The following is a 25,401-nucleotide window of genomic DNA, read 5'->3' on the forward strand; positions in this document are numbered from 1 at the left end:
GAATAGGAAATGACCATGAATAATACCCTTCAACGTTCCAGAAAGTACTCTGTTGGAGAATGGGTTAAAAGTGGCTCCCCCTGGGTCTGGTTGAATGCCGGGGCTGTCGCCATCAGTCTTGTTCTGGTGATCGGGCTATTGGGATTGATTGCTGTCCGGGGGCTGGGACATTTCTGGCCAAGCCAGATCATGGTGGCCAATTACCAGCCACCGGGGCAGACCATCAGAAAGGTTGCGGGAGAAATTACCGACAGCGAACAAGTTCCTGCGACCCGCCTGGTGTCATCAGGCCTTACCGTGGTTGATGGGCAAGAGCTGTATACCCGTGATCTATTGAAGCAGGGCAATCGGGACCTGAGTGGTGCTGACTTTGTCTGGATCGTGGATGAGTGGTTAAGCAAGCGGCAATACCCTGAAGACATCATGGTACTTGAGCGCCGTGAATGGGGTAATTTCTACGGCTTCCTTGAATCAGTTCAGGAAGGTGGAGCCACCGTTGCCAGTGGTGAATCAGCCTGGGCTGTTTTCAATGAGCGTTTAGACCGGGCCCTGGTGATTTATGAGGCAATTTACCAGATTGAAAAGCACGATATCGGCTCAATTAATGCATCAATAGAGTAGCTGCGACTGGCAGAGCGTCGCCTGAAGCTGAGCGGTGATATTGATCCTGTTCGTCAGGCCGGGATTCAGGCTGAACGTAGACGGCTGAATCAGGAATATCAGCAGCTGGAAACCCAGCTGGATGATCTTTACCGGGCATTCAATCGTGACAGTTTTGTGGCCAGAACCGTTGATGGACAACCGTTGGAGCAGCCCATCAGCAAGGTGGTTCGAGCCTATCAGCCCAATACCATGTCGTTGACTGACAAAATTAGCTTCTATTTTGACAAGGTGGCTGAGTTTATCCTTGATGATCCCAGGGAAGCTAATACAGAGGGCGGTGTATTCCCCGCCATCTTTGGCACGGTGATGATGGTGATTCTGATGTCCATTATGGTGACCCCTTTTGGTGTCATCGCTGCCGTCTATCTTCGAGAGTATGCCAGTCAGGGCTGGATGACCCGGGCAATTCGGGTGGCTGTGAACAACCTCGCGGGGGTTCCCTCAATTGTCTATGGGGTTTTTGGTCTTGGCTTTTTCATCTACTTTGCCGGGGCAAAAATCGATAACCTGTTTTTTGCAGAGGCCCTGCCATCACCTACATTTGGTACGCCGGGACTGCTGTGGGCATCCATCACCCTGGCTCTGCTGACCCTGCCGGTGGTGATTGTCGCCACGGAAGAGGGACTGTCCCGTATCCCCCGCTCTGTTCGGGAGGGGAGTCTGGCGCTCGGTGCCACCAAGGCGGAAACGCTGTGGCGGGTCGTGCTGCCCATGGCAAGCCCAGCCATGATGACCGGCTTGATACTGGCCGTTGCCCGTGCTGCTGGTGAAGTAGCACCACTGATGCTGGTGGGTGTTGTTAAGCTGGCTCCCAGCTTACCGTTGGATGGCAACTATCCCTATCTGCACCTTGATCAGAAGTTCATGCATCTGGGCTTTCATATTTATGATGTGGGTTTCCAAAGCCCGAACGTGGAGGCTGCCAGGCCCCTGGTATACGCTACAGCGTTGCTGCTGGTGGTTGTCATTGCGGTACTGAATCTGTCCGCCGTTGCGATTCGCAACCATTTACGGGAAAAATACAAGAGCCTTGAGGACTGAACACGATGTCTGCTGAAGAGCCTGATGTCATTGATAGCAAGCCGGAAGAGGCACATACTGTGAAAACCTCAATAACCCATCCTGAAAACAGTCTCGAAAAGGGAGCCAATGTTTCAGTGAATAGCAGTGCCAATGCTTCTGTTCAGGCCAGCAGTGTTGAACCGTCCTCCGGTTTTTCCCGGACTTTTAACCCTGGGTCGCTCGGACGTGGTCGATCCTTACTGAACCTTGAGCATGAGCCGACCAGTATGGAAGTGTCGGGCCTGAACCTGTTCTATGGAGAGAAGCAAGCGCTGTTTGATATCTCCATGAAGATACCGCAAAAGCGTGTAACTGCGTTTATCGGACCTTCAGGTTGTGGTAAGTCCACATTGTTACGCAGCATGAACCGGATGAATGATCTGGTGGATGGCTGCCGTGTGGCTGGGCAGATTCTGCTCGCTAACGCCGCTGATGGCCCACAAAATATCTACGGGAAATCAGTCAATGTGGCTGATCTTCGTCGTCGCGTTGGGATGGTGTTTCAGAAACCAAACCCATTCCCAAAGAGCATTTATGAGAACGTTGCTTATGGCTTGAGGATTCAGGGCATCAATAAAAAGCGGATTCTCGATGAGGTTGTGGAATGGGCGCTGAGAGGGGCTGCTCTGTGGAATGAAGTGAAGGATCGGCTGCATGAAAGCGCACTGGGCCTATCCGGCGGGCAGCAGCAACGCCTGGTGATTGCCAGGACCATTGCGGTGGAGCCTGAAGTATTGCTTCTGGATGAGCCTGCATCGGCACTTGACCCCATCTCCACACTGAAGATTGAAGAGTTGATCAATGAGCTGAAGTCCAGATTTACCATTGTGATTGTCACTCACAATATGCAGCAGGCGGCACGGGTTTCGGACTACACCGCATTTATGTATATGGGGCGGATGATTGAGTATGGCGATATGGACAGACTGTTTACCAACCCCCGTAAGAAACAGACTGAAGATTATATTACTGGCCGTTACGGCTGAGGACTGCTGGTGCGCTTCCTGAACCCCATGATCGATCTCAAGCAGCCTCGAAGGATTACCCATGCCTAACCAGAGCGATTTGTTGACCCACCATATCTCCCAGCAGTTCAATCATGAACTGGAGGAGCTGAGAAATAACCTGTTGTCCATGGGCGGCATGGTAGAAAAGCAGGTCAGTGATGCCATTGAATCACTGATCAATGCCGACAGTGACCTGGCCATTGTTGTCTGTGAAAAAGACACGGACATCAATTTTATGGAAACCTCCATTGATCAGGAGTGTTCCAGAATTCTGGCGCGACGTCAGCCAGCAGCCAGCGATTTACGGCTGGTTCTGGCATGTACCAAAGTGGCGACGGATCTCGAGCGCATTGGTGATGAAGCGGCCAAAATTGCACGATTCGCCATAAAATTATCGGAACAGGGGGAAGCGCCCAAAGGTTATATTGAAACCCGTCATATTGGCAGTCATGTCCGTCAGATGACTCAGGATGCACTGAATGCGTTTGCCCGGTTTGATGCAGAGCAGGCCCTTGCTGTGGCCAAAGAGGATAAAGCGGTTGACCGGGAGTATAAGAGCGCTACCCGTGAATTGGTTACCTATATGATGGAAGATCCCCGCTCCATTACCCGTGTTTTGAATATTATGTGGGTTTTACGCTCTCTGGAGCGTATTGGAGATCATGCCAGAAATATTGCGGAATACGTTATTTACCTCGTAAAAGGCACGGATGTCAGGCATATTGGCCTGAAGCGGATGCAGGAAGAAGTATTTGATAAGCCGATTGATGATTGAAATAGAAAAACTAAATTAATGCTTTGAATTAACTTGTTTATTCGGGAGGTATCTGGCCGGATGCCTCTCTTTCTACTTTTCAAATGTATTGTCAATATTCCTTCGTTTGGTCTTCTATTTGATTATTTGAACTGTCTATTGGTTATTTTTGATTGTTGAATAATGATTCTCTTTTTACGCTAATCTATAGTTATTAATACCTTTCAGACAATCACGCTTTTTGTTACTGAATCACACACTTGTAAGAAAACATGGATGAAGCAATCAGCAGGTAGCTATGGATCACTCCATTACTAAGCATGAATGCCGGGGCATGCCCGATGAGCAACCGGTCTGCAGTGATGATCTTCTCAAATCCCTTGCCTTATTAACCCGCCATTATGGGAATCCGAATTCCACGGAGTTGTTAAATGCTGGACGGCCTCATGAAAATGGCCAGTTTTCAGCGAAAGCATTTATCAGGACGTCTGAACAAACAGGGCTGGCTGGTACAATCCATGATCGTCCGTCACCTATGAAATTACATGTTAAAACCTGGTATTGGCACTGCGGAACCATTCTTGGTTCATGGAGAATTAACTGTGATGTTTTACTGCAATCACTGTTAATTCATGTTTTTGTTATTTCCAGCCTTTTGATCGCCATGATCATTGAAGAGATTAATCTCATAAATAAAACACTGATGGCTTACCCGCTGAAGCCAATATTTCGAACCAGGCAAATTGCACTGACACAATGCTAACGGGGTAAAAGATTATGGATGCAAATACAGGGATTGTTGTTGGTAGTGTGTCGAGTGCCAGTGGGCGGGTAATGGCCGTTTCTGCAGACGGCACCGTCCGTGTACTCAAGGAAGGTGATCCTGTTTACGAAGGTGATCAGGTTACCACCCAGGATGGTGTAACTGTTCAGATCCAGCTAAGTAGTGGCAGTGTTGTGGAGCTGAATCCGCAGTCAACCCAACTATTCGACAATGCCTTCATTGCTTCCGTGTCAGCAGACGATAAAGAAAGTGATGAAGAAAGTGATGAAGAACAGGATGAGGCTGGCAGTGATGAAGCCAGTGACAGCGAGACGCCGGTAGAGAGCGATCGTGTCGATGCTGCAAGTGATGAAGCATCGGTGAACGAAATGAATAGCCCTGAAGCAGGTGAGGACAGTGAATCAGACAGTTCAATAATTACGGATGATGCACTGATTATTGAACGCGATGATAGTGTTGATATTGCTGATACAGAAGATGACTTTGAAACCCTCTCAGAAACTGCTGATGAACACAACAATTATCAGGCATACCAGGCAGCAGCAGAATCAGAAGTTGATCAAGCACCAGTAGTGATTCCGGTTGCAGGTGTTCCTTCCGTAATTAGCGGCACCAACAGCGGGACGGTCACTGAGGACAGCGCCGCGACCCTGACCGCCTCGGGCACCCTGACCATCAGCGACCCGGACAGTGGCGAGGCGCAGTTCGTCGCCGGCAGCTACAGTGGCCTGTACGGCACCGTGGCCCTGGATGCCTCGGGCAACTGGACCTACAGTGCCGACAACAGCCAGTCAGCCATCCAGTCCCTGGGCGACGGGGATACCCTCGGCGATACCGTGATCATCCAGTCAGTGGACGGCACCAACCATACCCTGACCCTCACCGTCACCGGCAGCAACGACGGGGCGGTGATCAGCGGCACGGACAGCGGCAGCATCAGCGAAGACAGCGGCAGCACGCTGACCGTCTCCGGGGCCCTGTCGGTTAGCGATGTGGATGCCGGCGAAGCCCGGTTCACCGCCGGCACGGTCAATGGCAGCTACGGTGACCTGACCGTCGATGCCAACGGCAACTGGAGCTACAGCGCCGATAACAGCCAGCCGGCCATTCAGGCGCTGGGCAACGGCGATACCCTGACCGACACCCTGACCGTAAGCTCGCTGGACGGCACAACCCATACGGTGACCATCACCGTCAACGGCGGCAATGATGGCCCGGTACTGGACATCGGCCTGCTCAATCAGAACGCCAGCCAGGACAGCGGCTTCAGTTACCAGGTGCCGGCCAACAGTTTCAGTGACCAGGACGGCGACGCCCTGAGCTACAGCGCCACCCTGGCCGACGGCAGCGCCCTGCCGGCCTGGCTGGCTTTCGATGCCGGCACCCGGACCTTCTCGGGCACCCCCGGCAACAGCGATGTGGGCAGCTTGTCGGTCAGGGTGACCGCCAGTGACGGGGTGGCCAGTACCGATGCCACCTTCACCCTCGCTGTCGGCAACGTCAATGACCCGGCCGTGATCGCCGGCGTGGACACGGGTGCGCTGAGTGAAGACAGCGGTGCCACCCTGACCGCCTCCGGCACCCTGACCATCAGCGACCCGGACAGTGGCGAGGCGCAGTTCGCCGCCGGCAGCTACAGTGGCCTGTACGGCACCGTGGCCCTGGATGCCTCGGGCAACTGGACCTACAGTGCCGACAACAGCCAGTCAGCCATCCAGTCCCTGGGCGACGGGGATACCCTCGGCGATACCGTGATCATCCAGTCAGTGGACGGCACCAACCATACCCTGACCCTCACCGTCACCGGCAGCAACGACGGGGCGGTGATCAGCGGCACGGACAGCGGCAGCATCAGCGAAGACAGCGGCAGCACGCTGACCGTCTCCGGGGCCCTGTCGGTTAGCGATGTGGATGCCGGCGAAGCCCGGTTCACCGCCGGCACGGTCAATGGCAGCTACGGAGACCTGACCGTCGATACCAACGGCAACTGGAGCTACAGCGCCGATAACAGCCAGCCGGCCATTCAGGCGCTGGGCAACGGCGATACCCTGACCGACACCCTGACCGTAAGCTCGCTGGACGGCACAACCCATACGGTGACCATCACCGTCAACGGCGGCAATGATGGCCCGGTACTGGACATCGGCCTGCTCAATCAGAACGCCAGCCAGGACAGCGGCTTCAGTTACCAGGTGCCGGGCAACAGTTTCAGTGACCAGGACGGTGACACCCTGAGCTACAGCGCCACCCTGGCCGACGGCAGCGCCCTGCCGGCCTGGCTGGCTTTCGATGCCGGCACCCGGACCTTCTCGGGCACCCCCGGCAACAGCGATGTGGGCAGCTTGTCGGTCAGGGTGACCGCCAGTGACGGGGTGGCCAGTACCGATGCTACCTTCACCCTCGCCGTCGGCAACGTTAATGATCCGGCCGTGATGGCCGGCGTGGACACGGGTGCGCTGAGTGAAGACAGCGCCGCGACCCTGACCGCCTCGGGCACCCTGACCATCAGCGACCCGGACAGTGGCGAGGCACAGTTCGCCGCCGGCAGCTACAGTGGCCTGTACGGCACCGTGGCCCTGGATGCCTCGGGCAACTGGACCTACAGTGCCGACAACAGCCAGTCAGCCATCCAGTCCCTGGGTGACGGGGATACCCTCGGTGAGACCGTGATCATCCAGTCAGTGGACGGCACGAATCATACCCTGACCCTCACCGTCACCGGCAGCAACGACGGGGCAGTGATCAGCGGCACGGACAGTGGCAGCATCAGCGAAGACAGCGGCGGCACGCTGACCGTCTCCGGGGCCCTGTCGATCAGCGATGTGGACAGCGGCGAAGCCCAATTCACCGCCGGCACGGTCAATGGCAGCTACGGTGACCTGATCCTCGATGCCAATGGCAACTGGAGCTACAGCGCCGATAACAGCCAGCCGGCCATTCAGGCCCTGGGCAACGGGGATACCCTGACCGACACCCTGACCGTCAGCTCGCTGGACGGCACGGCCCATACGGTGACCATCACCGTCAACGGCAGCAATGATGGCCCGGTACTGGACATCGGCCTGCTCAATCAGAATGCCAGCCAGGACAGCGGCTTCAGTTACCAGGTGCCGGCCAACAGTTTCAGTGACCAGGACGGTGACGCCCTGAGCTACAGCGCCACCCTGGCGGACGGCAGCGCCCTGCCGGCCTGGCTGGCTTTCGATGCCGGCACCCGGACCTTCTCGGGCACCCCCGGCAACAGCGATGTGGGCAGCCTGTCGGTCAGGGTGACCGCCAGTGACGGGGTAGCCAGTAGCGATGCTACCTTCACCCTAGCCGTCGGCAACGTCAATGATCCGGCCGTGATTGCCGGCGTGGACACGGGTGCGCTGAGTGAAGACAGCGCCGCCACCCTGACCGCCTCCGGCACCCTGACCATCAACGACCCGGACAGTGGCGAGGCGCAATTTGCCGCCGGCAGCTACAGTGGCCTGTACGGCACTGTGGCCCTGGATGCCTCGGGCAACTGGACCTACAGTGCCAATAACAGCCAGCCAGCCATCCAGTCCCTGGGCGACGGGGATACCCTCGGCGATACCGTGATCATCCAGTCAGTGGACGGCACCAACCATACCCTGACCCTCACCGTCACCGGCAGCAACGACGGGGCGGTGATCAGCGGCACGGACAGTGGCAGCATCAGCGAAGACAGCGGCGGCACGCTGACCGTCTCCGGGGCCCTGTCAATCAGCGATGTGGACAGCGGCGAAGCCCGGTTCACCGCCGGCACGGTCAATGGCAGCTACGGTGACCTGACCCTCGATGCCAATGGCAACTGGAGCTACAGCGCCGATAACAGCCAGCCGGCCATTCAGGCGCTGGGCGACGGGGATACCCTGACCGACACCCTGACCGTCAGCTCGCTGGACGGCACGGCCCATACGGTGACCATCACCGTCAACGGCGGCAATGATGGCCCGGTACTGGACATCGGCCTGCTCAATCAGAACGCCAGCCAGGACAGCGGCTTCAGTTACCAGGTGCCGGCCAACAGTTTCAGTGACCAGGACGGTGACGCCCTGAGCTACAGCGCCACCCTGACCGACGGCAGTGCCCTGCCGGCCTGGCTGGCTTTCGATGCCGGCACCCGGACCTTCTCGGGCACCCCCGGCAACAGCGATGTGGGCAGCTTGTCGGTCAGGGTGACCGCCAGTGACGGGGTGGCCAGTACCGATGCCACCTTCACCCTCGCCGTCGGCAACGTCAATGATCCGGCCGTGATTGCCGGCGTGGACACGGGTGCGCTGAGTGAAGACAGCGGTGCCACCCTGACCGCCTCCGGCACCCTGACCATCAACGACCCGGACAGTGGCGAGGCGCAGTTTGCTGCCGGCAGCTACAGTGGCCTGTACGGCACCGTGGCCCTGGATGCCTCGGGCAACTGGACCTACAGTGCCGACAACAGCCAGTCAGCCATCCAGTCCCTGGGCGACGGGGATACCCTCGGTGAGACCGTGATCATCCAGTCAGTGGACGGCACTAACCATACCCTGACCCTCACCGTCACCGGCAGCAACGACGGGGCGGTGATCAGCGGCACGGACAGCGGCAGCATCAGCGAAGACAGCGGCAGCACGCTGACCGTCTCCGGGGCCCTGTCGGTTAGCGATGTGGATGCCGGCGAAGCCCGGTTCACCGCCGGCACGGTCAATGGCAGCTACGGTGACCTGACCCTCGATGCCAACGGCAACTGGAGCTACAGCGCCGATAACAGCCAGCCGGCCATTCAGGCGCTGGGCAACGGCGATACCCTGACCGACACCCTGACCGTAAGCTCGCTGGACGGCACAACCCATACGGTGACCATCACCGTCAACGGCGGCAATGATGGCCCGGTACTGGACATCGGCCTGCTCAATCAGAACGCCAGCCAGGACAGCGGCTTCAGTTACCAGGTGCCGGCCAACAGTTTCAGTGACCAGGACGGCGACGCCCTGAGCTACAGCGCCACCCTGACCGACGGCAGCGCCCTGCCGGCCTGGCTGGCTTTCGATGCCGGCACCCGGACCTTCTCGGGCACCCCCGGCAACAGCGATGTGGGCAGCTTGTCGGTCAGGGTGACCGCCAGTGACGGGGTGGCCAGTACCGATGCCACCTTCACCCTCGCCGTCGGCAACGTCAATGACCCGGCCGTGATGGCCGGCGTGGACACGGGCGCGCTGACTGAAGACAGCGCCGCCACCCTGACCGCCTCCGGTACCCTGACCATCAACGACCCGGACAGTGGCCAGGCACAGTTTGCCGCCGGCAGCTACAGTGGCCTGTACGGCACCGTGGCCCTGGATGCCTCGGGCAACTGGACCTACAGTGCCGACAACAGCCAGTCAGCCATCCAGTCCCTGGGCGACGGGGATACCCTCGGTGAGACCGTGATCATCCAGTCAGTGGACGGCACTAACCATACCCTGACCCTCACCGTCACCGGCAGCAACGACGGGGCGGTGATCAGCGGCACGGACAGCGGCAGCATCAGCGAAGACAGCGGCAGCACGCTGACCGTCTCCGGGGCCCTGTCGGTTAGCGATGTGGATGCCGGCGAAGCCCGGTTCACCGCCGGCACGGTCAATGGCAGCTACGGTGACCTGACCCTCGATGCCAACGGCAACTGGAGCTACAGCGCCGATAACAGCCAGCCGGCCATTCAGGCGCTGGGCAACGGCGATACCCTGACCGACACCCTGACCGTAAGCTCGCTGGACGGCACAACCCATAAGGTGACCATCACCGTCAACGGCGGCAATGATGGCCCGGTACTGGACATCGGCCTGCTCAATCAGAACGCCAGCCAGGACAGCGGCTTCAGTTACCAGGTGCCGGCCAACAGTTTCAGTGACCAGGACGGCGACGCCCTGAGCTACAGCGCCACCCTGGCCGACGGCAGCGCCCTGCCGGCCTGGCTGGCTTTCGATGCCGGCACCCGGACCTTCTCGGGCACCCCCGGCAACAGCGATGTGGGCAGCTTGTCGGTCAGGGTGACCGCCAGTGACGGGGTAGCCAGTAGCGATGCCACCTTCACCCTTGCCGTCGGCAACGTCAATGACCCGGCCGTGATTGCCGGCGTGGACACCGGTGCGCTGAGTGAAGACAGCGCCGCCACCCTGACCGCCTCGGGCACCCTGACCATCAGCGACCCGGACAGTGGCGAGGCGCAGTTTGCCGCCGGCAGCTACAGTGGCCTGTACGGCACCGTGGCTCTGGATGCCTCGGGCAACTGGACCTACAGTGCCGACAACAGCCAGTCAGCCATCCAGTCCCTGGGTGACGGGGATACCCTCGGTGAGACCGTGATCATCCAGTCAGTGGACGGCACGAATCATACCCTGACCCTCACCGTCACCGGCAGCAACGACGGGGCAGTGATCAGCGGCACGGACAGTGGCAGCATCAGCGAAGACAGCGGCGGCACGCTGACCGTCTCCGGGGCCCTGTCGATCAGCGATGTGGACAGCGGCGAAGCCCAATTCACCGCCGGCACGGTCAATGGCAGCTACGGTGACCTGATCCTCGATGCCAATGGCAACTGGAGCTACAGCGCCGATAACAGCCAGCCGGCCATTCAGGCCCTGGGCAACGGGGATACCCTGACCGACACCCTGACCGTCAGCTCGCTGGACGGCACGGCCCATACGGTGACCATCACCGTCAACGGCAGCAATGATGGCCCGGTACTGGACATCGGCCTGCTCAATCAGAACGCCAGCCAGGACAGCGGCTTCAGTTACCAGGTGCCGGCCAACAGTTTCAGTGACCAGGACGGTGACGCCCTGAGCTACAGCGCCACCCTGGCGGACGGCAGCGCCCTGCCGGCCTGGCTGGCTTTCGATGCCGGCACCCGGACCTTCTCGGGCACCCCCGGCAACAGCGATGTGGGCAGCCTGTCGGTCAGGGTGACCGCCAGTGACGGGGTAGCCAGTAGCGATGCCACCTTCACCCTTGCCGTCGGCAACGTCAATGACCCGGCCGTGATTGCCGGCGTGGACACCGGTGCGCTGAGTGAAGACAGCGCCGCCACCCTGACCGCCTCCGGCACCCTGACCATCAGCGACCCGGACAGTGGCGAGGCGCAGTTTGCCGCCGGCAGTACAGTGGCCTGTACGGCACCACCGTGGCCCTGGATGCCTCGGGCAACTGGACCTACAGTGCCGACAACAGCCAGCAGCCATCCAGTCCCTGGGCGACGGGGATACCCTCGGTGAGACCGTGATCATCCAGTCAGTGGACGGCACCAACCATACCCTGACCCTCACCGTCACCGGCAGCAGCAACGACGGGGCGGTGATCAGCGGCACGGACAGTGGCAGCATCAGCGAAGACAGCGGCGGCACGCTGACCGTCTCCGGGGCCCTGTCGATCAGCGATGTGGACAGCGGCGAAGCCCGGTTCACCGCCGGCACGGTCAATGGCAGCTACGGTGACCTGACCCTCGATGCCAATGGCAACTGGAGCTACAGCGCCGATAACAGCCAGCCGGCCATTCAGGCGCTGGCGACGGGGATACCCTGACCGACACCCTGACCGTCAGCTCGCTGGACGGCACGGCCCATACGGTGACCATCACCGTCAACGGCGGCAATGATGGCCCGGTACTGGACATCGGCCTGCTCAATCAGAACGCCAGCCAGGACAGCGGCTTCAGTTACCAGGTGCCGGCCAACAGTTTCAGTGACCAGGACGGTGACGCCCTGAGCTACAGCGCCACCCTGACCGACGGCAGTGCCCTGCCGGCCTGGCTGGCTTTCGATGCCGGCACCCGGACCTTCTCGGGCACCCCCGGCAACAGCGATGTGGGCAGCTTGTCGGTCAGGGTGACCGCCAGTGACGGGGTGGCCAGTACCGATGCCACCTTCACCCTCGCCGTCGGCAACGTCAATGATCCGGCCGTGATTGCCGGCGTGGACACGGGTGCGCTGAGTGAAGACAGCGGTGCCACCCTGACCGCCTCCGGCACCCTGACCATCAACGACCCGGACAGTGGCGAGGCGCAGTTTGCTGCCGGCAGCTACAGTGGCCTGTACGGCACCGTGGCCCTGGATGCCTCGGGCAACTGGACCTACCGTGCCGACAACAGCCAGTCAGCCATCCAGTCCCTGGGCGACGGGGATACCCTCGGTGAGACCGTGATCATCCAGTCAGTGGACGGCACGAATCATACCCTGACCCTCACCGTCACCGGCAGCAACGACGGGGCAGTGATCAGCGGCACGGACAGTGGCAGCATCAGCGAAGACAGCGGCGGCACGCTGACTGTCTCCGGGGCCCTGTCGATCAGCGATGTGGACAGCGGCGAAGCCCAATTCACCGCCGGCACGGTCAATGGCAGCTACGGTGACCTGACCGTCGATGCCAACGGCAACTGGAGCTACAGCGCCGATAACAGCCAGCCGGCCATTCAGGCCCTGGGCAACGGGGATACCCTGACCGACACCCTGACCGTCAGCTCGCTGGACGGCACGGCCCATACGGTGACCATCACCGTCAACGGCAGCAATGATGGCCCGGTACTGGACATCGGCCTGCTCAATCAGAACGCCAGCCAGGACAGCGGCTTCAGTTACCAGGTGCCGGCCAACAGTTTCAGTGACCAGGACGGTGACGCCCTGAGCTACAGCGCCACCCTGGCGGACGGCAGCGCCCTGCCGGCCTGGCTGGCTTTCGATGCCGGCACCCGGACCTTCTCGGGCACCCCCGGCAACAGCGATGTGGGCAGCTTGTCGGTCAGGGTGACCGCCAGTGACGGGGTGGCCAGTACCGATGCTACCTTCACCCTCGCCGTCGGCAACGTTAATGATCCGGCCGTGATGGCCGGCGTGGACACGGGTGCGCTGAGTGAAGACAGCGCCGCGACCCTGACCGCCTCGGGCACCCTGACCATCAGCGACCCGGACAGTGGCGAGGCACAGTTCGCCGCCGGCAGCTACAGTGGCCTGTACGGCACCGTGGCCCTGGATGCCTCGGGCAACTGGACCTACAGTGCCGACAACAGCCAGCCAGCCATCCAGTCCCTGGGCGACGGGGATACCCTCGGTGAGACCGTGATCATCCAGTCAGTGGACGGCACCAACCATACCCTGACCCTCACCGTCACCGGCAGCAACGACGGGGCGGTGATCAGCGGCACGGACAGTGGTAGCATCAGCGAAGACAGCGGCGGCACGCTGACCGTCTCCGGGGCCCTGTCAATCAGCGATGTGGACAGCGGCGAAGCCCGGTTCACCGCCGGCACGGTCAATGGCAGCTACGGTGACCTGACCCTCGATGCCAATGGCAACTGGAGCTACAGCGCCGATAACAGCCAGCCGGCCATTCAGGCGCTGGGCGACGGGGATACCCTGACCGACACCCTGACCGTCAGCTCGCTGGACGGCACGGCCCATACGGTGACCATCACCGTCAACGGCGGCAATGATGGCCCGGTACTGGACATCGGCCTGCTCAATCAGAACGCCAGCCAGGACAGCGGCTTCAGTTACCAGGTGCCGGCCAACAGTTTCAGTGACCAGGACGGTGACGCCCTGAGCTACAGCGCCACCCTGACCGACGGCAGTGCCCTGCCGGCCTGGCTGGCTTTCGATGCCGGCACCCGGACCTTCTCGGGCACCCCCGGCAACAGCGATGTGGGCAGCTTGTCGGTCAGGGTGACCGCCAGTGACGGGGTGGCCAGTACCGATGCCACCTTCACCCTCGCCGTCGGCAACGTCAATGATCCGGCCGTGATTGCCGGCGTGGACACGGGTGCGCTGAGTGAAGACAGCGGTGCCACCCTGACCGCCTCCGGCACCCTGACCATCAACGACCCGGACAGTGGCGAGGCGCAGTTTGCCGCCGGCAGCTACAGTGGCCTGTACGGCACCGTGGCCCTGGACGCAGCGGGCAACTGGACCTACCGTGCCGACAACAGCCAGTCAGCCATCCAGTCCCTGGGCGACGGGGATACCCTCGGTGAGACCGTGATCATCCAGTCAGTGGACGGCACGAATCATACCCTGACCCTCACCGTCACCGGCAGCAACGACGGGGCAGTGATCAGCGGCACGGACAGCGGCAGCATCAGCGAAGACAGCGGCAGCACGCTGACCGTCTCCGGGGCCCTGTCGATCAGCGATGTGGACAGCGGCGAAGCCCAATTCACCGCCGGCACGGTCAATGGCAGCTACGGTGACCTGACCCTCGATGCCAATGGCAACTGGAGCTACAGCGCCGATAACAGCCAGCCGGCCATTCAGGCCCTGGGCGACGGGGATACCCTGACCGACACCCTGACCGTCAGCTCGCTGGACGGCACGGCCCATACGGTGACCATCACCGTCAATGGCAGCAATGATGGCCCGGTACTGGACATCGGCCTGCTCAATCAGAACGCCAGCCAGGACAGCGGCTTCAGTTACCAGGTGCCGGCCAACAGTTTCAGTGACCAGGACGGCGACGCCCTGAGCTACAGCGCCACCCTGGCCGACGGCAGCGCCCTGCCGGCCTGGCTGGCTTTCGATGCCGGCACCCGGACCTTCTCGGGCACCCCCGGCAACAGCGATGTGGGCAGCTTGTCGGTCAGGGTGACCGCCAGTGACGGGGTGGCCAGTACCGATGCTACCTTCACCCTCGCCGTCGGCAACGTTAATGATCCGGCCGTGATGGCCGGCGTGGACACGGGTGCGCTGAGTGAAGACAGCGCCGCGACCCTGACCGCCTCGGGCACCCTGACCATCAGCGACCCGGACAGTGGCGAGGCACAGTTCGCCGCCGGCAGCTACAGTGGCCTGTACGGCACCGTGGCCCTGGATGCCTCGGGCAACTGGACCTACAGTGCCGACAACAGCCAGTCAGCCATCCAGTCCCTGGGCGACGGGGATACCCTCGGCGATACCGTGATCATCCAGTCAGTGGACGGCACCAACCATACCCTGACCCTCACCGTCACCGGCAGCAACGACGGGGCGGTGATCAGCGGCACGGACAGCGGCAGCATCAGCGAAGACAGCGGCAGCACGCTGACCGTCTCCGGGGCCCTGTCGGTTAGCGATGTGGATGCCGGCGAAGCCCGGTTCACCGCCGGCACGGTCAATGGCAGCTACGGTGACCTGACCGTCGATACCAACGGCAACTGGAGCTACAGCGCCGATAACAGCCAGCCGGCCATTCAGGCGCTGGGCAACGGCGATACCCTGACCGACACCCTGACCGTAAGCTCGCTGGACGGCACAACCCATATGGTGACCATCACCGTCAACGGCGGCAATGATGGCCCGGTACTGGACATCGGCCTGCTCAATCAGAACGCCAGCCAGGACAGCGGCTTCAGTTACCAGGTGCCGGCCAACAGTTTCAGTGACCAGGACGGCGACGCCCTGAGCTACAGCGCCACCCTGGCCGACGGCAGCGCCCTGCCGGCCTGGCTGGCTTTCGATGCCGGCACCCGGACCTTCTCGGGCACCCCCGGCAACAGCGATGTGGGCAGCTTGTCGGTCAGGGTGACCGCCAGTGACGGGGTGGCCAGTACCGATGCCACCTTCACCCTCGCTGTCGGCAACGTCAATGACCCGGCCGTGATCGCCGGCGTGGACACGGGTGCGCTGAGTGAAGACAGCGGTGCCACCCTGACCGCCTCCGGCACCCTGACCATCAGCGACCCGGACAGTGGCGAGGCGCAGTTTGCCGCCGGCAGCTACAGTGGCCTGTACGGCACCGTGGCCCTGGATGCAGTGGGCAACTGGACCTACAGTGCCGACAACAGCCAGCCGGCCATCCAGTCCCTGGGCGACGGGGATACCCTCAGCGATACCGTGACTATCCAATCGGAGGGCGGCACCGAGCATACCCTGACCCTCACCGTCACCGGCAGCAACGACGGGGCGGTGATCAGCGGCAGTGACAGCGGTAACATCAGCGAAGACAGCGGCGGCACGCTGACCGTCTCCGGGGCCTTGTTGATCAGCGATGTGGACAGCGGCGAAGCCCGGTTCACCGCCGGCACCGTCAATGGCAGCTACGGTGACCTGACCGTCGATGCCAATGGCAACTGGAGCTACAGCGCCGATAACAGCCAGCCGGCCATTCAGGCGCTGGGTGACGGGGATACCCTGACCGACACACTGACCGTCAGCTCGCTGGACGGTACGGCCCATACGGTGACCATCACCGTCAACGGCAGCAATGATGGCCCGGTACTGGACATCGGCCTGCTCAATCAGAACGCCAGCCAGGACAGCGGCTTCAGTTACCAGGTGCCGGCCAACAGTTTCAGTGACCAGGACGGCGACGCCCTGAGCTACAGCGCCACCCTGGCCGACGGCAGCGCCCTGCCGGCCTGGCTGGCTTTCGATGCCGGCACCCGGACCTTCTCGGGCACCCCCGGCAACAGCGATGTGGGCAGCTTGTCGGTCAGGGTGACCGCCAGTGACGGGGTGACCAGTACCGATGCCACCTTCACCCTCGCCGTCGGCAACGTTAATGATCCGGCCGTGATTGCCGGCGTGGACACCGGCGCGCTGACCGAAGACAGCGCTGCCACCCTGACCGCCTCCGGCACCCTGACCATCAGCGACCCGGACAGTGGCGAGGCGCAGTTTGCCGCCGGCAGCTACAGCGGCCTGTACGGCACCGTGGCCCTGGATGCCTCGGGCAACTGGACCTACAGTGCCGACAACAGCCAGCCGGCCATCCAGTCCCTGGGCGACGGGGATACCCTCAGCGATACCGTGACTATCCAATCGGAGGGCGGCACCGAGCATACCCTGACCCTCACCGTCACCGGCAGCAACGACGGGGCGGTGATCAGCGGCAGTGACAGCGGTAACATCAGCGAAGACAGCGGCGGTACGCTGACCGTCTCCGGGGCCTTGTTGATCAGCGATGTGGACAGCGGCGAAGCCCGGTTCACCGCCGGCACCGTCAATGGCAGCTACGGTGACCTGACCGTCGATGCCAATGGCAACTGGAGCTACAGCGCCGATAATAGCCAGCCGGCCATTCAGGCGCTGGGTGACGGGGATACCCTGACCGACACACTGACCGTCAGCTCGCTGGACGGTACGGCCCATACGGTGACCATCACCGTCAACGGCAGCAATGATAGCCCGGTACTGGACATCGGCCTGCTCAATCAGAACGCCAGCCAGGACAGCGGCTTCAGTTACCAGGTGCCGGCCAACAGTTTCAGTGACCAGGACGGTGACGCCCTGAGCTACAGCGCCACCCTGGCCGACGGCAGCGCCCTGCCGGCCTGGCTGGCTTTCGATGCCGGCACCCGGACCTTCTCGGGCACCCCCGGCAACAGCGATGTGGGCAGCTTGTCGGTCAGGGTGACCGCCAGTGACGGGGTGACCAGTACCGATGCCACCTTCACCCTCGCCGTCGGCAACGTTAATGATCCGGCCGTGATTGCCGGCGTGGACACCGGCGCGCTGACCGAAGACAGCGCTGCCACCCTGACCGCCTCCGGCACCCTGACCATCAGCGACCCGGACAGTGGCGAGGCGCAGTTTGCCGCCGGCAGCTACAGCGGCCTGTACGGCACCGTGGCCCTGGATGCCTCGGGCAACTGGACCTACAGTGCCGACAACAGCCAGCCGGCCATCCAGTCCCTGGGCGACGGGGATACCCTCAGCGATACCGTGACTATCCAATCGGAGGGCGGCACCGAGCATACCCTGACCCTCACCGTCACCGGCAGCAACGACGGGGCGGTGATCAGCGGCAGTGACAGCGGTAACATCAGCGAAGACAGCGGCGGTACGCTGACCGTCTCCGGGGCCTTGTTGATCAGCGATGTGGACAGCGGCGAAGCCCGGTTCACCGCCGGCACCGTCAATGGCAGCTACGGTGACCTGACCGTCGATGCCAATGGCAACTGGAGCTACAGCGCCGATAATAGCCAGCCGGCCATTCAGGCGCTGGGTGACGGGGATACCCTGACCGACACACTGACCGTCAGCTCGCTGGACGGTACGGCCCATACGGTGACCATCACCGTCAACGGCAGCAATGATAGCCCGGTACTGGACATCGGCCTGCTCAATCAGAACGCCAGCCAGGACAGCGGCTTCAGTTACCAGGTGCCGGCCAACAGTTTCAGTGACCAGGACGGTGACGCCCTGAGCTACAGCGCCACCCTGGCCGACGGCAGCGCCCTGCCGGCCTGGCTGGCTTTCGATGCCGGCACCCGGACCTTCTCGGGCACCCCCGGCAACAGCGATGTGGGCAGCTTGTCGGTCAGGGTGACCGCCAGTGACGGGGTGACCAGTACCGATGCCACCTTCACCCTCGCCGTCGGCAACGTTAATGATCCGGCCGTGATTGCCGGCGTGGACACCGGCGCGCTGACCGAAGACAGCGCTGCCACCCTGACCGCCTCGGGCACCCTGACCATCAGCGACCCGGACAGTGGCGAGGCGCAGTTTGCCGCCGGCAGCTACAGCGGCCTGTACGGCACCGTGGCCCTGGATGCCTCGGGCAACTGGACCTACAGTGCCGACAACAGCCAGCCGGCCATCCAGTCCCTGGGCGACGGGGATACCCTCAGCGATACCGTGACTATCCAATCGGAGGGCGGCACCGAGCATACCCTGACCCTCACCGTCACCGGCAGCAACGACGGGGCGGTGATCAGCGGCAGTGACAGCGGTAACATCAGCGAAGACAGCGGCGGCACGCTGACCGTCTCCGGGGCCTTGTTGATCAGCGATGTGGACAGCGGCGAAGCCCGGTTCACCGCCGGCACCGTCAATGGCAGCTACGGTGACCTGACCGTCGATGCCAATGGCAACTGGAGCTACAGCGCCGATAACAGCCAGCCGGCCATTCAGGCGCTGGGTGACGGGGATACCCTGACCGACACACTGGCCGTCAGCTCGCTGGACGGTACGGCCCATACGGTGACCATCACCGTCAACGGCAGCAATGATAGCCCGGTACTGGACATCGGCCTGCTCAATCAGAACGCCAGCCAGGACAGCGGCTTCAGTTACCAGGTGCCGGCCAACAGTTTCAGTGACCAGGACGGTGACGCCCTGAGCTACAGCGCCACCCTGGCCGACGGCAGCGCCCTGCCGGCCTGGCTGGCTTTCGATGCCGGCACCCGGACCTTCTCGGGCACCCCCGGCAACAGCGATGTGGGCAGCTTGTCGGTCAGGGTGACCGCCAGTGACGGGGTGACCAGTACCGATGCCACCTTCACCCTCGCCGTCGGCAACGTTAATGATCCGGCCGTGATTGCCGGCGTGGACACCGGCGCGCTGACCGAAGACAGCGCTGCCACCCTGACCGCCTCGGGCACCCTGACCATCAGCGACCCGGACAGTGGCGAGGCGCAGTTTGCCGCCGGCAGCTACAGCGGCCTGTACGGCACCGTGGCCCTGGATGCAGTGGGCAACTGGACCTACAGTGCCGACAACAGCCAGTCAGCCATCCAGTCCCTGGGCGACGGGGTGACCCTCAGCGATACCGTGATCATCCAATCGGAGGGCGGCACCGAGCATACCCTGACCCTCACCGTCACCGGCAGCAACGACGGGGCGGTAATCAGCGGCACCGACAGTGGCAGCGTCAGCGAAGACAGCGACAGCATGCTGACGGTCTCCGGTGCCTTGTCAATCAGTGATGTGGATGCCGGTGAAGCACAGTTCACCGCCGGCACGATCAATGGCAGCTACGGTGACCTGACCCTCGATGCCAGCGGCAACTGGAGTTACAGCGCGGACAACAGCCAGCGGCCATTCAATCACTGAAACGACGGTGAGACCCTGAGCGACACCCTGACCGTGTACTCGCTGGACGGCACGGCTCATACGGTGACCATCACTGTCAACGGCCGTGATGACGCCCCGGATCCGGTGGTTACCGAAGAGACCGTTCTGTCGGTACTGGACTTTGAAGGGGTGTGTGGCCGAGGGCTGGAGCGATGCCAACGGGTCGAAATTGTCACACTGGGCGGTCCTTATGGGGTCTCCCCCTACGAGGGCGAGTATGGCCTGGAGCTGGACAATGGCGCGGTGGTACGCCGGATGCCCTGTACTATACGGTGGCAACGGGCAGGGCCTCAGCCATAAAGTGAGCCTGCGGGTTCACGAACGTCCGGGCGGTGATGGCTCGGATCACGTGGAAGTGGTCTGGAACGGTGAGGTACTCGAGACATTAACCCGACTGATGCCTGGGGCGAGTATGTGGTGACCCTGCCGGATACCGGCCTGGCCAGTACCCAGCTGGCAATCCGTGAAGTGGCCGGTCAGGATGACGGGTCTGGCCCTCTGCTGGACCTGATCACCCTGAGCCGGGTGGACGTGGTTGAAAATGCCCCCCCTGAATTCATCCTGAACGGCGATACCTACGCCGGCCTGGTGCTGGACACCGAGCTGGTCAGCAATGGCGATTTCGCCACGGGCGATGACTGGACGCTGTCGGGAACCATCGACGTATCAGACGCCCTGCAGTTCGGTGGTGGTGGCGATTTCAGTGACGGGGTAGCCGAGCATGTCATGCCCGGATATCCGGATGTTAACTATGCCCTGAGCCTTGGCTACCGCTTGGGCGGCAACCCAACCGCGACCGGCCGGGTGGGAGGTGATTGACCAGGCAACCGGTGACATACTGGCAACGGAGCCGTTCAGTACCGACTCCGTTCCCTGCAAACCCTGAGCCTCGGGTTCACTGCCCGGTCTGCGGGCAATATGGTCATCCGGATTTCGGATACCACCGAGCATGGCGCCGCTACGGACTTGTGGGTCGATAATGTCTCTGTGCAGGCCGCCAGCGCGGATAACCCGGAGCTGGCAACCGCAATAGCGAACGGTGACATCGAGGCTTATTTGACGCAACTGGCGATTGCCGAGGATGCCCAGCCCGGAACGGAGGTGGGTCAGGTACAGGCCAGTGATGCCGATGGCGATACGCTGACCTTCAGCCTGACCGATGATGCTGGCGGCCTGTTTGCCATTGATGGGCAACCGGCGTCATTACCGTCGCCGGCGTGCTGGATTATGAGACGGCCAGCAGCCATCAGCTGACCGTGCGGGTGGCTGACCCGGCAGGTGCCTTCAGTGAGCAGCAATACAGCGTTTCGGTGGTGGATCAGAATGAGGCCCCGATCCGGTAGTGGCCGAAGAGACGTCCTGTCGGTACTGGACTTTGAAGGGGGTGTGCTGGCCGAGGGCTGGAGCGATGCCAACGGGTCGGAAATTGTCACACTGGGCGGTCCTTACGGGGTCTCCCCCTACGAGGGCGAGTATGGCCTGGAGCTGGACAATGGCGCCGGTGGTACGCCGGATGCCCTGTACTATACGGTAGCAACCGTCAGGGGCTCAGTCATAAAGTGAGCCTGCGGGTTCACGAAACGTCCGGGCGGTGATGGTCGGATCACGTGGAAGTGGTCTGGAACGGTGAGGTGCTTGAGACCATTAAACCCGACCGATGCCTGGGGCGAGTATGTGGTGACCCTGCCGGATACCGGCCTGGCCAGTACCCAGCTGGCGATCCGTGAAGTGGCCGGTCAGGATGACGGGTCTGGCCCGCTGCTGGACCTGATCACCCTGAGCCGGATGGGCGACGTTAATACCCCGGCGGAGATCGGCGGCGTGGACACCGGTGCGATGACCGAGGACAGCGACGCGACCCTGACCGCCTCCGGTACCCTGACCATCAGTCACCCGGACAGTGGCCAGGCGCAGTTTGCCGCCGGCAGCTACAGCGGCCTGTACGGTACCGTGGGCCTGGATGCAGCGGGCAACTGGACCTACAGTGCCGATAACAGCCAGCCGGCCATCCAGTCCCTGGGCGACGGGGATACCCTCAGCGATACCGTGACTATCCAATCGGAGGGCGGCACCGACCATACCCTGACCCTCACCGTCACCGGCAGCAACGACGGGGCGGTAATCAGCGGCACCGACAGTGGCAGCGTCAGCGAAGACAGCGACAGCATGCTGACGGTCTCCGGTGCCTTGTCAATCAGTGATGTGGATGCCGGTGAAGCACAGTTCACCGCCGGCACGATCAATGGCAGCTACGGTGACCTGACCCTCGATGCCAGCGGCAACTGGAGTTACAGCGCGGACAACAGCCAGCCGGCCATTCAATCACTGAACGACGGTGAGACCCTGAGCGACACCCTGACCGTGTACTCGCTGGACGGCACGGCTCATACGGTGACCATCACTGTCAACGGCCGTGATGACGCCCGGATCCGGTGGTTACCGAAGAGACCGTTCTGTCGGTACTGGACTTTGAAGGTGGTGTGCTGGCCGAGGGCTGGAGCGATGCCAACGGGTCGGAAATTGTCACACTGGGGTGGTCCTTATGGGGTCTCCCCCTACGAGGGCGAGTATGGCCTGGAGCTGGACAATGGCGCCGGTGGTACGCCGGATGCCCTGTACTATACGGTGGCAAACCGGGCAGGGCCTCAGCCATAAAGTGAGCCTGCGGGTTCACGAACGTCCGGGCGGTGATGGCTCGGATCACGTGGAAGTGGTCTGGAACGGTGAGGTGCTCGAGACCATTAACCCGACCGATGCCTGGGGCGAGTATGTGGTGACCCTGCCGGATACCGGCCTGGCCAGTACCCAGCTGGCAATCCGTGAAGTGGCCGGTCAGGATGACGGGTCTGGCCCTCTGCTGGACCTGATCACCCTGAGCCGCGTGGACGTGGTTGAAAATGCCCCCCCTGAATTCATCCTGAACGGCGAGACCTACGCCGGCCTGGTGCTGGACACCGAGCTGGTCAGCAATGGCGATTTCGCCACGGGCGATGACTGGACGCTGTCGGGAACCATCGACGTATCAGACGCCCTGCAGTTCGGTGGTGGTGGCGATTTCAGTGACGGGGTAGCCGAGCATGTCATGCCCGGATACCCGGATGTCAACTACGCCCTGAGCCTGAGCTATCGGTTAGGGGGGAATCCAACCGCGTCCGGCCAGATCGAGGTGATTGACCAGGCATCCGGTGACATACTGGCAACGGAGTCGTTCAGTACCGACTCCGATTCCCTGCAAACCCTGAACCTCGGGTTCACTGGACGGTCTGCGGGCAATATGGTCATCCGGATTTCGGATACCACCGAGCATGGCGCCTCTACGGACTTGTGGGTCGATAATGTCTCTGTGCAGGCCGCCAGCGCGGATAACCCGGAGCTGGCAGCCGCGATAGCGAACGGTGATATCGAGGCTTATTTGACGCAACTGGCGATTGCCGAGGATGCTCAGCCCGGAGCGGAGGTGGGTCAGGTACAGGCCAGTGATGCCGATGGCGATACGCTGACCTTCAGCCTGACCGATGATGCTGGCGGCCTGTTTGCCATTGATGGGGCAACCGGTGTCATTACCGTCGCCGGCGTGCTGGATTATGAGACAGCCACCAGTCATCAGCTGACCGTGCGGGTTACTGACCCGGCGGGTGCCTTCAGTGAGCAGCAATACAGCGTTTCGGTGGTGGATCAACATGAGGCACCGGATCCGGTGGTTACCGAAGAGACCGTTCTGTCGGTACTGGACTTTGAAGGTGGTGTGCTGGCCGAGGGCTGGAGCGATGCCAACGGTTCCGAAATTGTCACACTGGGCGGTCCTTACGGGGTCTCCCCCTACGAGGGCGAGTATGGCCTGGAGCTGGATAATGGCGCCGGTGGTACGCCGGATGCCCTGTACTATACGGTGGCAACCGGGCAGGGCCTCAGTCATAAAGTGAGCCTGCGGGTTCACGAACGTCCGGGCGGTGATGGCTCGGATCACGTGGAAGTGGTCTGGAACGGTGAGGTACTCGAGACCATTAACCCGACTGATGCCTGGGGCGAGTATGTGGTGACCCTGCCGGATACCGGCCTGGCCAGTACCCAGCTGGCAATCCGTGAAGTGGCCGGTCAGGATGACGGGTCTGGCCCTCTGCTGGACCTGATCACCCTGAGCCGGGTGGACGTGGTTGAAAATGCCCCCCCTGAATTCATCCTGAACGGCGATACCTACGCCGGCCTGGTGCTGGACACCGAGCTGGTCAGCAATGGCGATTTCGCCACGGGCGATGACTGGACGCTGTCGGGAACCATCGACGTATCAGACGCCCTGCAGTTCGGTGGTGGTGGCGATTTCAGTGACGGGGTAGCCGAGCATGTCATGCCCGGATATCCGGATGTTAACTATGCCCTGAGCCTTGGCTACCGCTTGGGCGGCAACCCAACCGCGACCGGCCGGGTGGAGGTGATTGACCAGGCACCGGTGACATACTGGTAACGGAGTCGTTCAGTACCGACTCCGATTCCCTGCAAACCCTGAACCTCGGGTTCACTGCCCTGCGGGCAATATGGTCATCCGGATTTCGGATACCACCGAGCATGGCGCCGCTACGGACTTGTGGGTCGATAATGTCTCTGTGCAGGCCGCCAGCGCGGATAACCCGGAGCTGGCAACCGCAATAGCGAACGGTGATATCGAGGCTTATTTGACGCAACTGGCGATTGCCGAGGATGCCCAGCCTGGAACGGTGGTGGGTCAGGTACAGGCCAGTGATGCCGATGGCGATACGCTGACCTTCAGCCTGACCGATGATGCTGGCGGCCTGTTTGCCATTGATGGGGCAACCGGCGTCATTACCGTCGCCGGCGTGCTGGATTATGAGACGGCCAGCAGCCATCAGCTGACCGTGCGGGTTACTGACCCGGCGGGTGCCTTCAGTGAGCAGCAATACAGCGTTTCGGTGGTGGATCAACATGAGGCACCGGATCCGGTGGTTACCGAAGAGACCGTTCTGTCGGTACTGGACTTTGAAGGTGGTGTGCTGGCCGAGGGCTGGAGCGATGCCAACGGTTCCGAAATTGTCACACTGGGTGGTCCTTACGGGGTCTCCCCCTACGAGGGCGAGTATGGCCTGGAGCTGGATAATGGCGCCGGTGGTACGCCGGATGCCCTGTACTATACGGTGGCAACCGGGCAGGGCCTCAGCCATAAAGTGAGCCTGCGGGTTCACGAACGTCCGGGCGGTGATGGCTCGGATCACGTGGAAGTGGTCTGGAACGGTGAGGTACTCGAGACCATTAACCCGACTGATGCCTGGGGCGAGTATGTGGTGACCCTGCCGGATACCGGCCTGGCCAGTACCCAGCTGGCAATCCGTGAAGTGG

Annotated in this window: 12 protein-coding genes and 2 pseudogenes; all 14 read left to right on the plus strand. The window is 61.8% G+C overall.

The features are described 5' to 3' along the window. Positions 1 to 15: 15 nt before the first annotated feature. A pseudogene (pstA, locus tag MJO57_RS01735) lies at positions 16 to 1,704 on the plus strand (phosphate ABC transporter permease PstA). 5 nt (positions 1,705 to 1,709) lie between these two features. After that, positions 1,710 to 2,711: a phosphate ABC transporter ATP-binding protein PstB gene (pstB, locus tag MJO57_RS01740; protein WP_252022402.1), complete on the plus strand. Its 1,002-nt coding sequence runs from the start codon at positions 1,710 to 1,712 to the stop codon at positions 2,709 to 2,711. A gap of 61 nt (positions 2,712 to 2,772) precedes the next feature. Further along, complete coding sequence (phoU, locus tag MJO57_RS01745) at positions 2,773 to 3,507, plus strand: phosphate signaling complex protein PhoU (protein ID WP_252022404.1); 735 nt, start codon at positions 2,773 to 2,775, stop codon at positions 3,505 to 3,507. 277 nt (positions 3,508 to 3,784) lie between these two features. After that, positions 3,785 to 4,249, plus strand: coding sequence for a hypothetical protein (locus tag MJO57_RS01750; RefSeq protein ID WP_252022407.1), 465 nt, complete (start codon positions 3,785 to 3,787; stop codon positions 4,247 to 4,249). Positions 4,250 to 4,320: 71 nt separating this feature from the next. Continuing rightward, entirely contained in the window at positions 4,321 to 11,508 is a 7,188-nt protein-coding gene (locus tag MJO57_RS01755) for a VCBS domain-containing protein (protein ID WP_252022409.1), read from the plus strand. After that, positions 11,483 to 11,815, plus strand: a complete 333-nt coding sequence (locus MJO57_RS01760) for a VCBS domain-containing protein (RefSeq protein WP_252026901.1) — start codon at positions 11,483 to 11,485, stop codon at positions 11,813 to 11,815. The genes MJO57_RS01755 and MJO57_RS01760 overlap by 26 nt, the downstream gene beginning before the upstream one ends. 44 nt (positions 11,816 to 11,859) lie before the next feature. Beyond that, positions 11,860 to 20,031 carry a VCBS domain-containing protein gene (locus tag MJO57_RS01765; protein WP_252022411.1) on the plus strand — a complete coding sequence of 2,724 codons (8,172 nt, stop codon included), beginning with the start codon at positions 11,860 to 11,862 and terminating at the stop codon, positions 20,029 to 20,031. A gap of 15 nt (positions 20,032 to 20,046) precedes the next feature. Continuing rightward, positions 20,047 to 20,352 carry a VCBS domain-containing protein gene (locus MJO57_RS01770; protein WP_256493313.1) on the plus strand — a complete coding sequence of 102 codons (306 nt, stop codon included), beginning with the start codon at positions 20,047 to 20,049 and terminating at the stop codon, positions 20,350 to 20,352. A 117-nt stretch (positions 20,353 to 20,469) separates the two neighbouring features. Beyond that, entirely contained in the window at positions 20,470 to 20,871 is a 402-nt protein-coding gene (locus tag MJO57_RS01775) for a hypothetical protein (protein ID WP_252022432.1), read from the plus strand. 99 nt (positions 20,872 to 20,970) lie between these two features. After that, positions 20,971 to 21,306: a cadherin repeat domain-containing protein gene (locus MJO57_RS01780; RefSeq protein WP_252022435.1), complete on the plus strand. Its 336-nt coding sequence runs from the start codon at positions 20,971 to 20,973 to the stop codon at positions 21,304 to 21,306. A 33-nt stretch (positions 21,307 to 21,339) separates the two neighbouring features. Continuing rightward, on the plus strand, positions 21,340 to 21,615 hold the full coding sequence (locus tag MJO57_RS01785) for a hypothetical protein (RefSeq protein WP_252022437.1): 276 nt from the start codon (positions 21,340 to 21,342) through the stop codon (positions 21,613 to 21,615). 72 nt (positions 21,616 to 21,687) lie between these two features. Further along, positions 21,688 to 22,707: a VCBS domain-containing protein gene (locus MJO57_RS01790; protein WP_252022440.1), complete on the plus strand. Its 1,020-nt coding sequence runs from the start codon at positions 21,688 to 21,690 to the stop codon at positions 22,705 to 22,707. Between the two features lies 1 nt (position 22,708). Then, the gene (locus MJO57_RS01795; RefSeq protein ID WP_252022443.1) at positions 22,709 to 24,514 is read left to right on the plus strand and encodes a cadherin repeat domain-containing protein; all 1,806 of its coding nucleotides are present in this window, start codon (positions 22,709 to 22,711) and stop codon (positions 24,512 to 24,514) included. Between the two features lie 70 nt (positions 24,515 to 24,584). Beyond that, positions 24,585 to 24,920 (plus strand): annotated as a pseudogene (locus MJO57_RS33055) (cadherin repeat domain-containing protein); the annotation flags it as partial. Between the last annotated feature and the right edge of the window lie 481 nt (positions 24,921 to 25,401).

Origin of the sequence: Endozoicomonas sp. SCSIO W0465 (genome assembly GCF_023716865.1) — a bacterium.
Lineage (GTDB): Bacteria > Pseudomonadota > Gammaproteobacteria > Pseudomonadales > Endozoicomonadaceae > Endozoicomonas.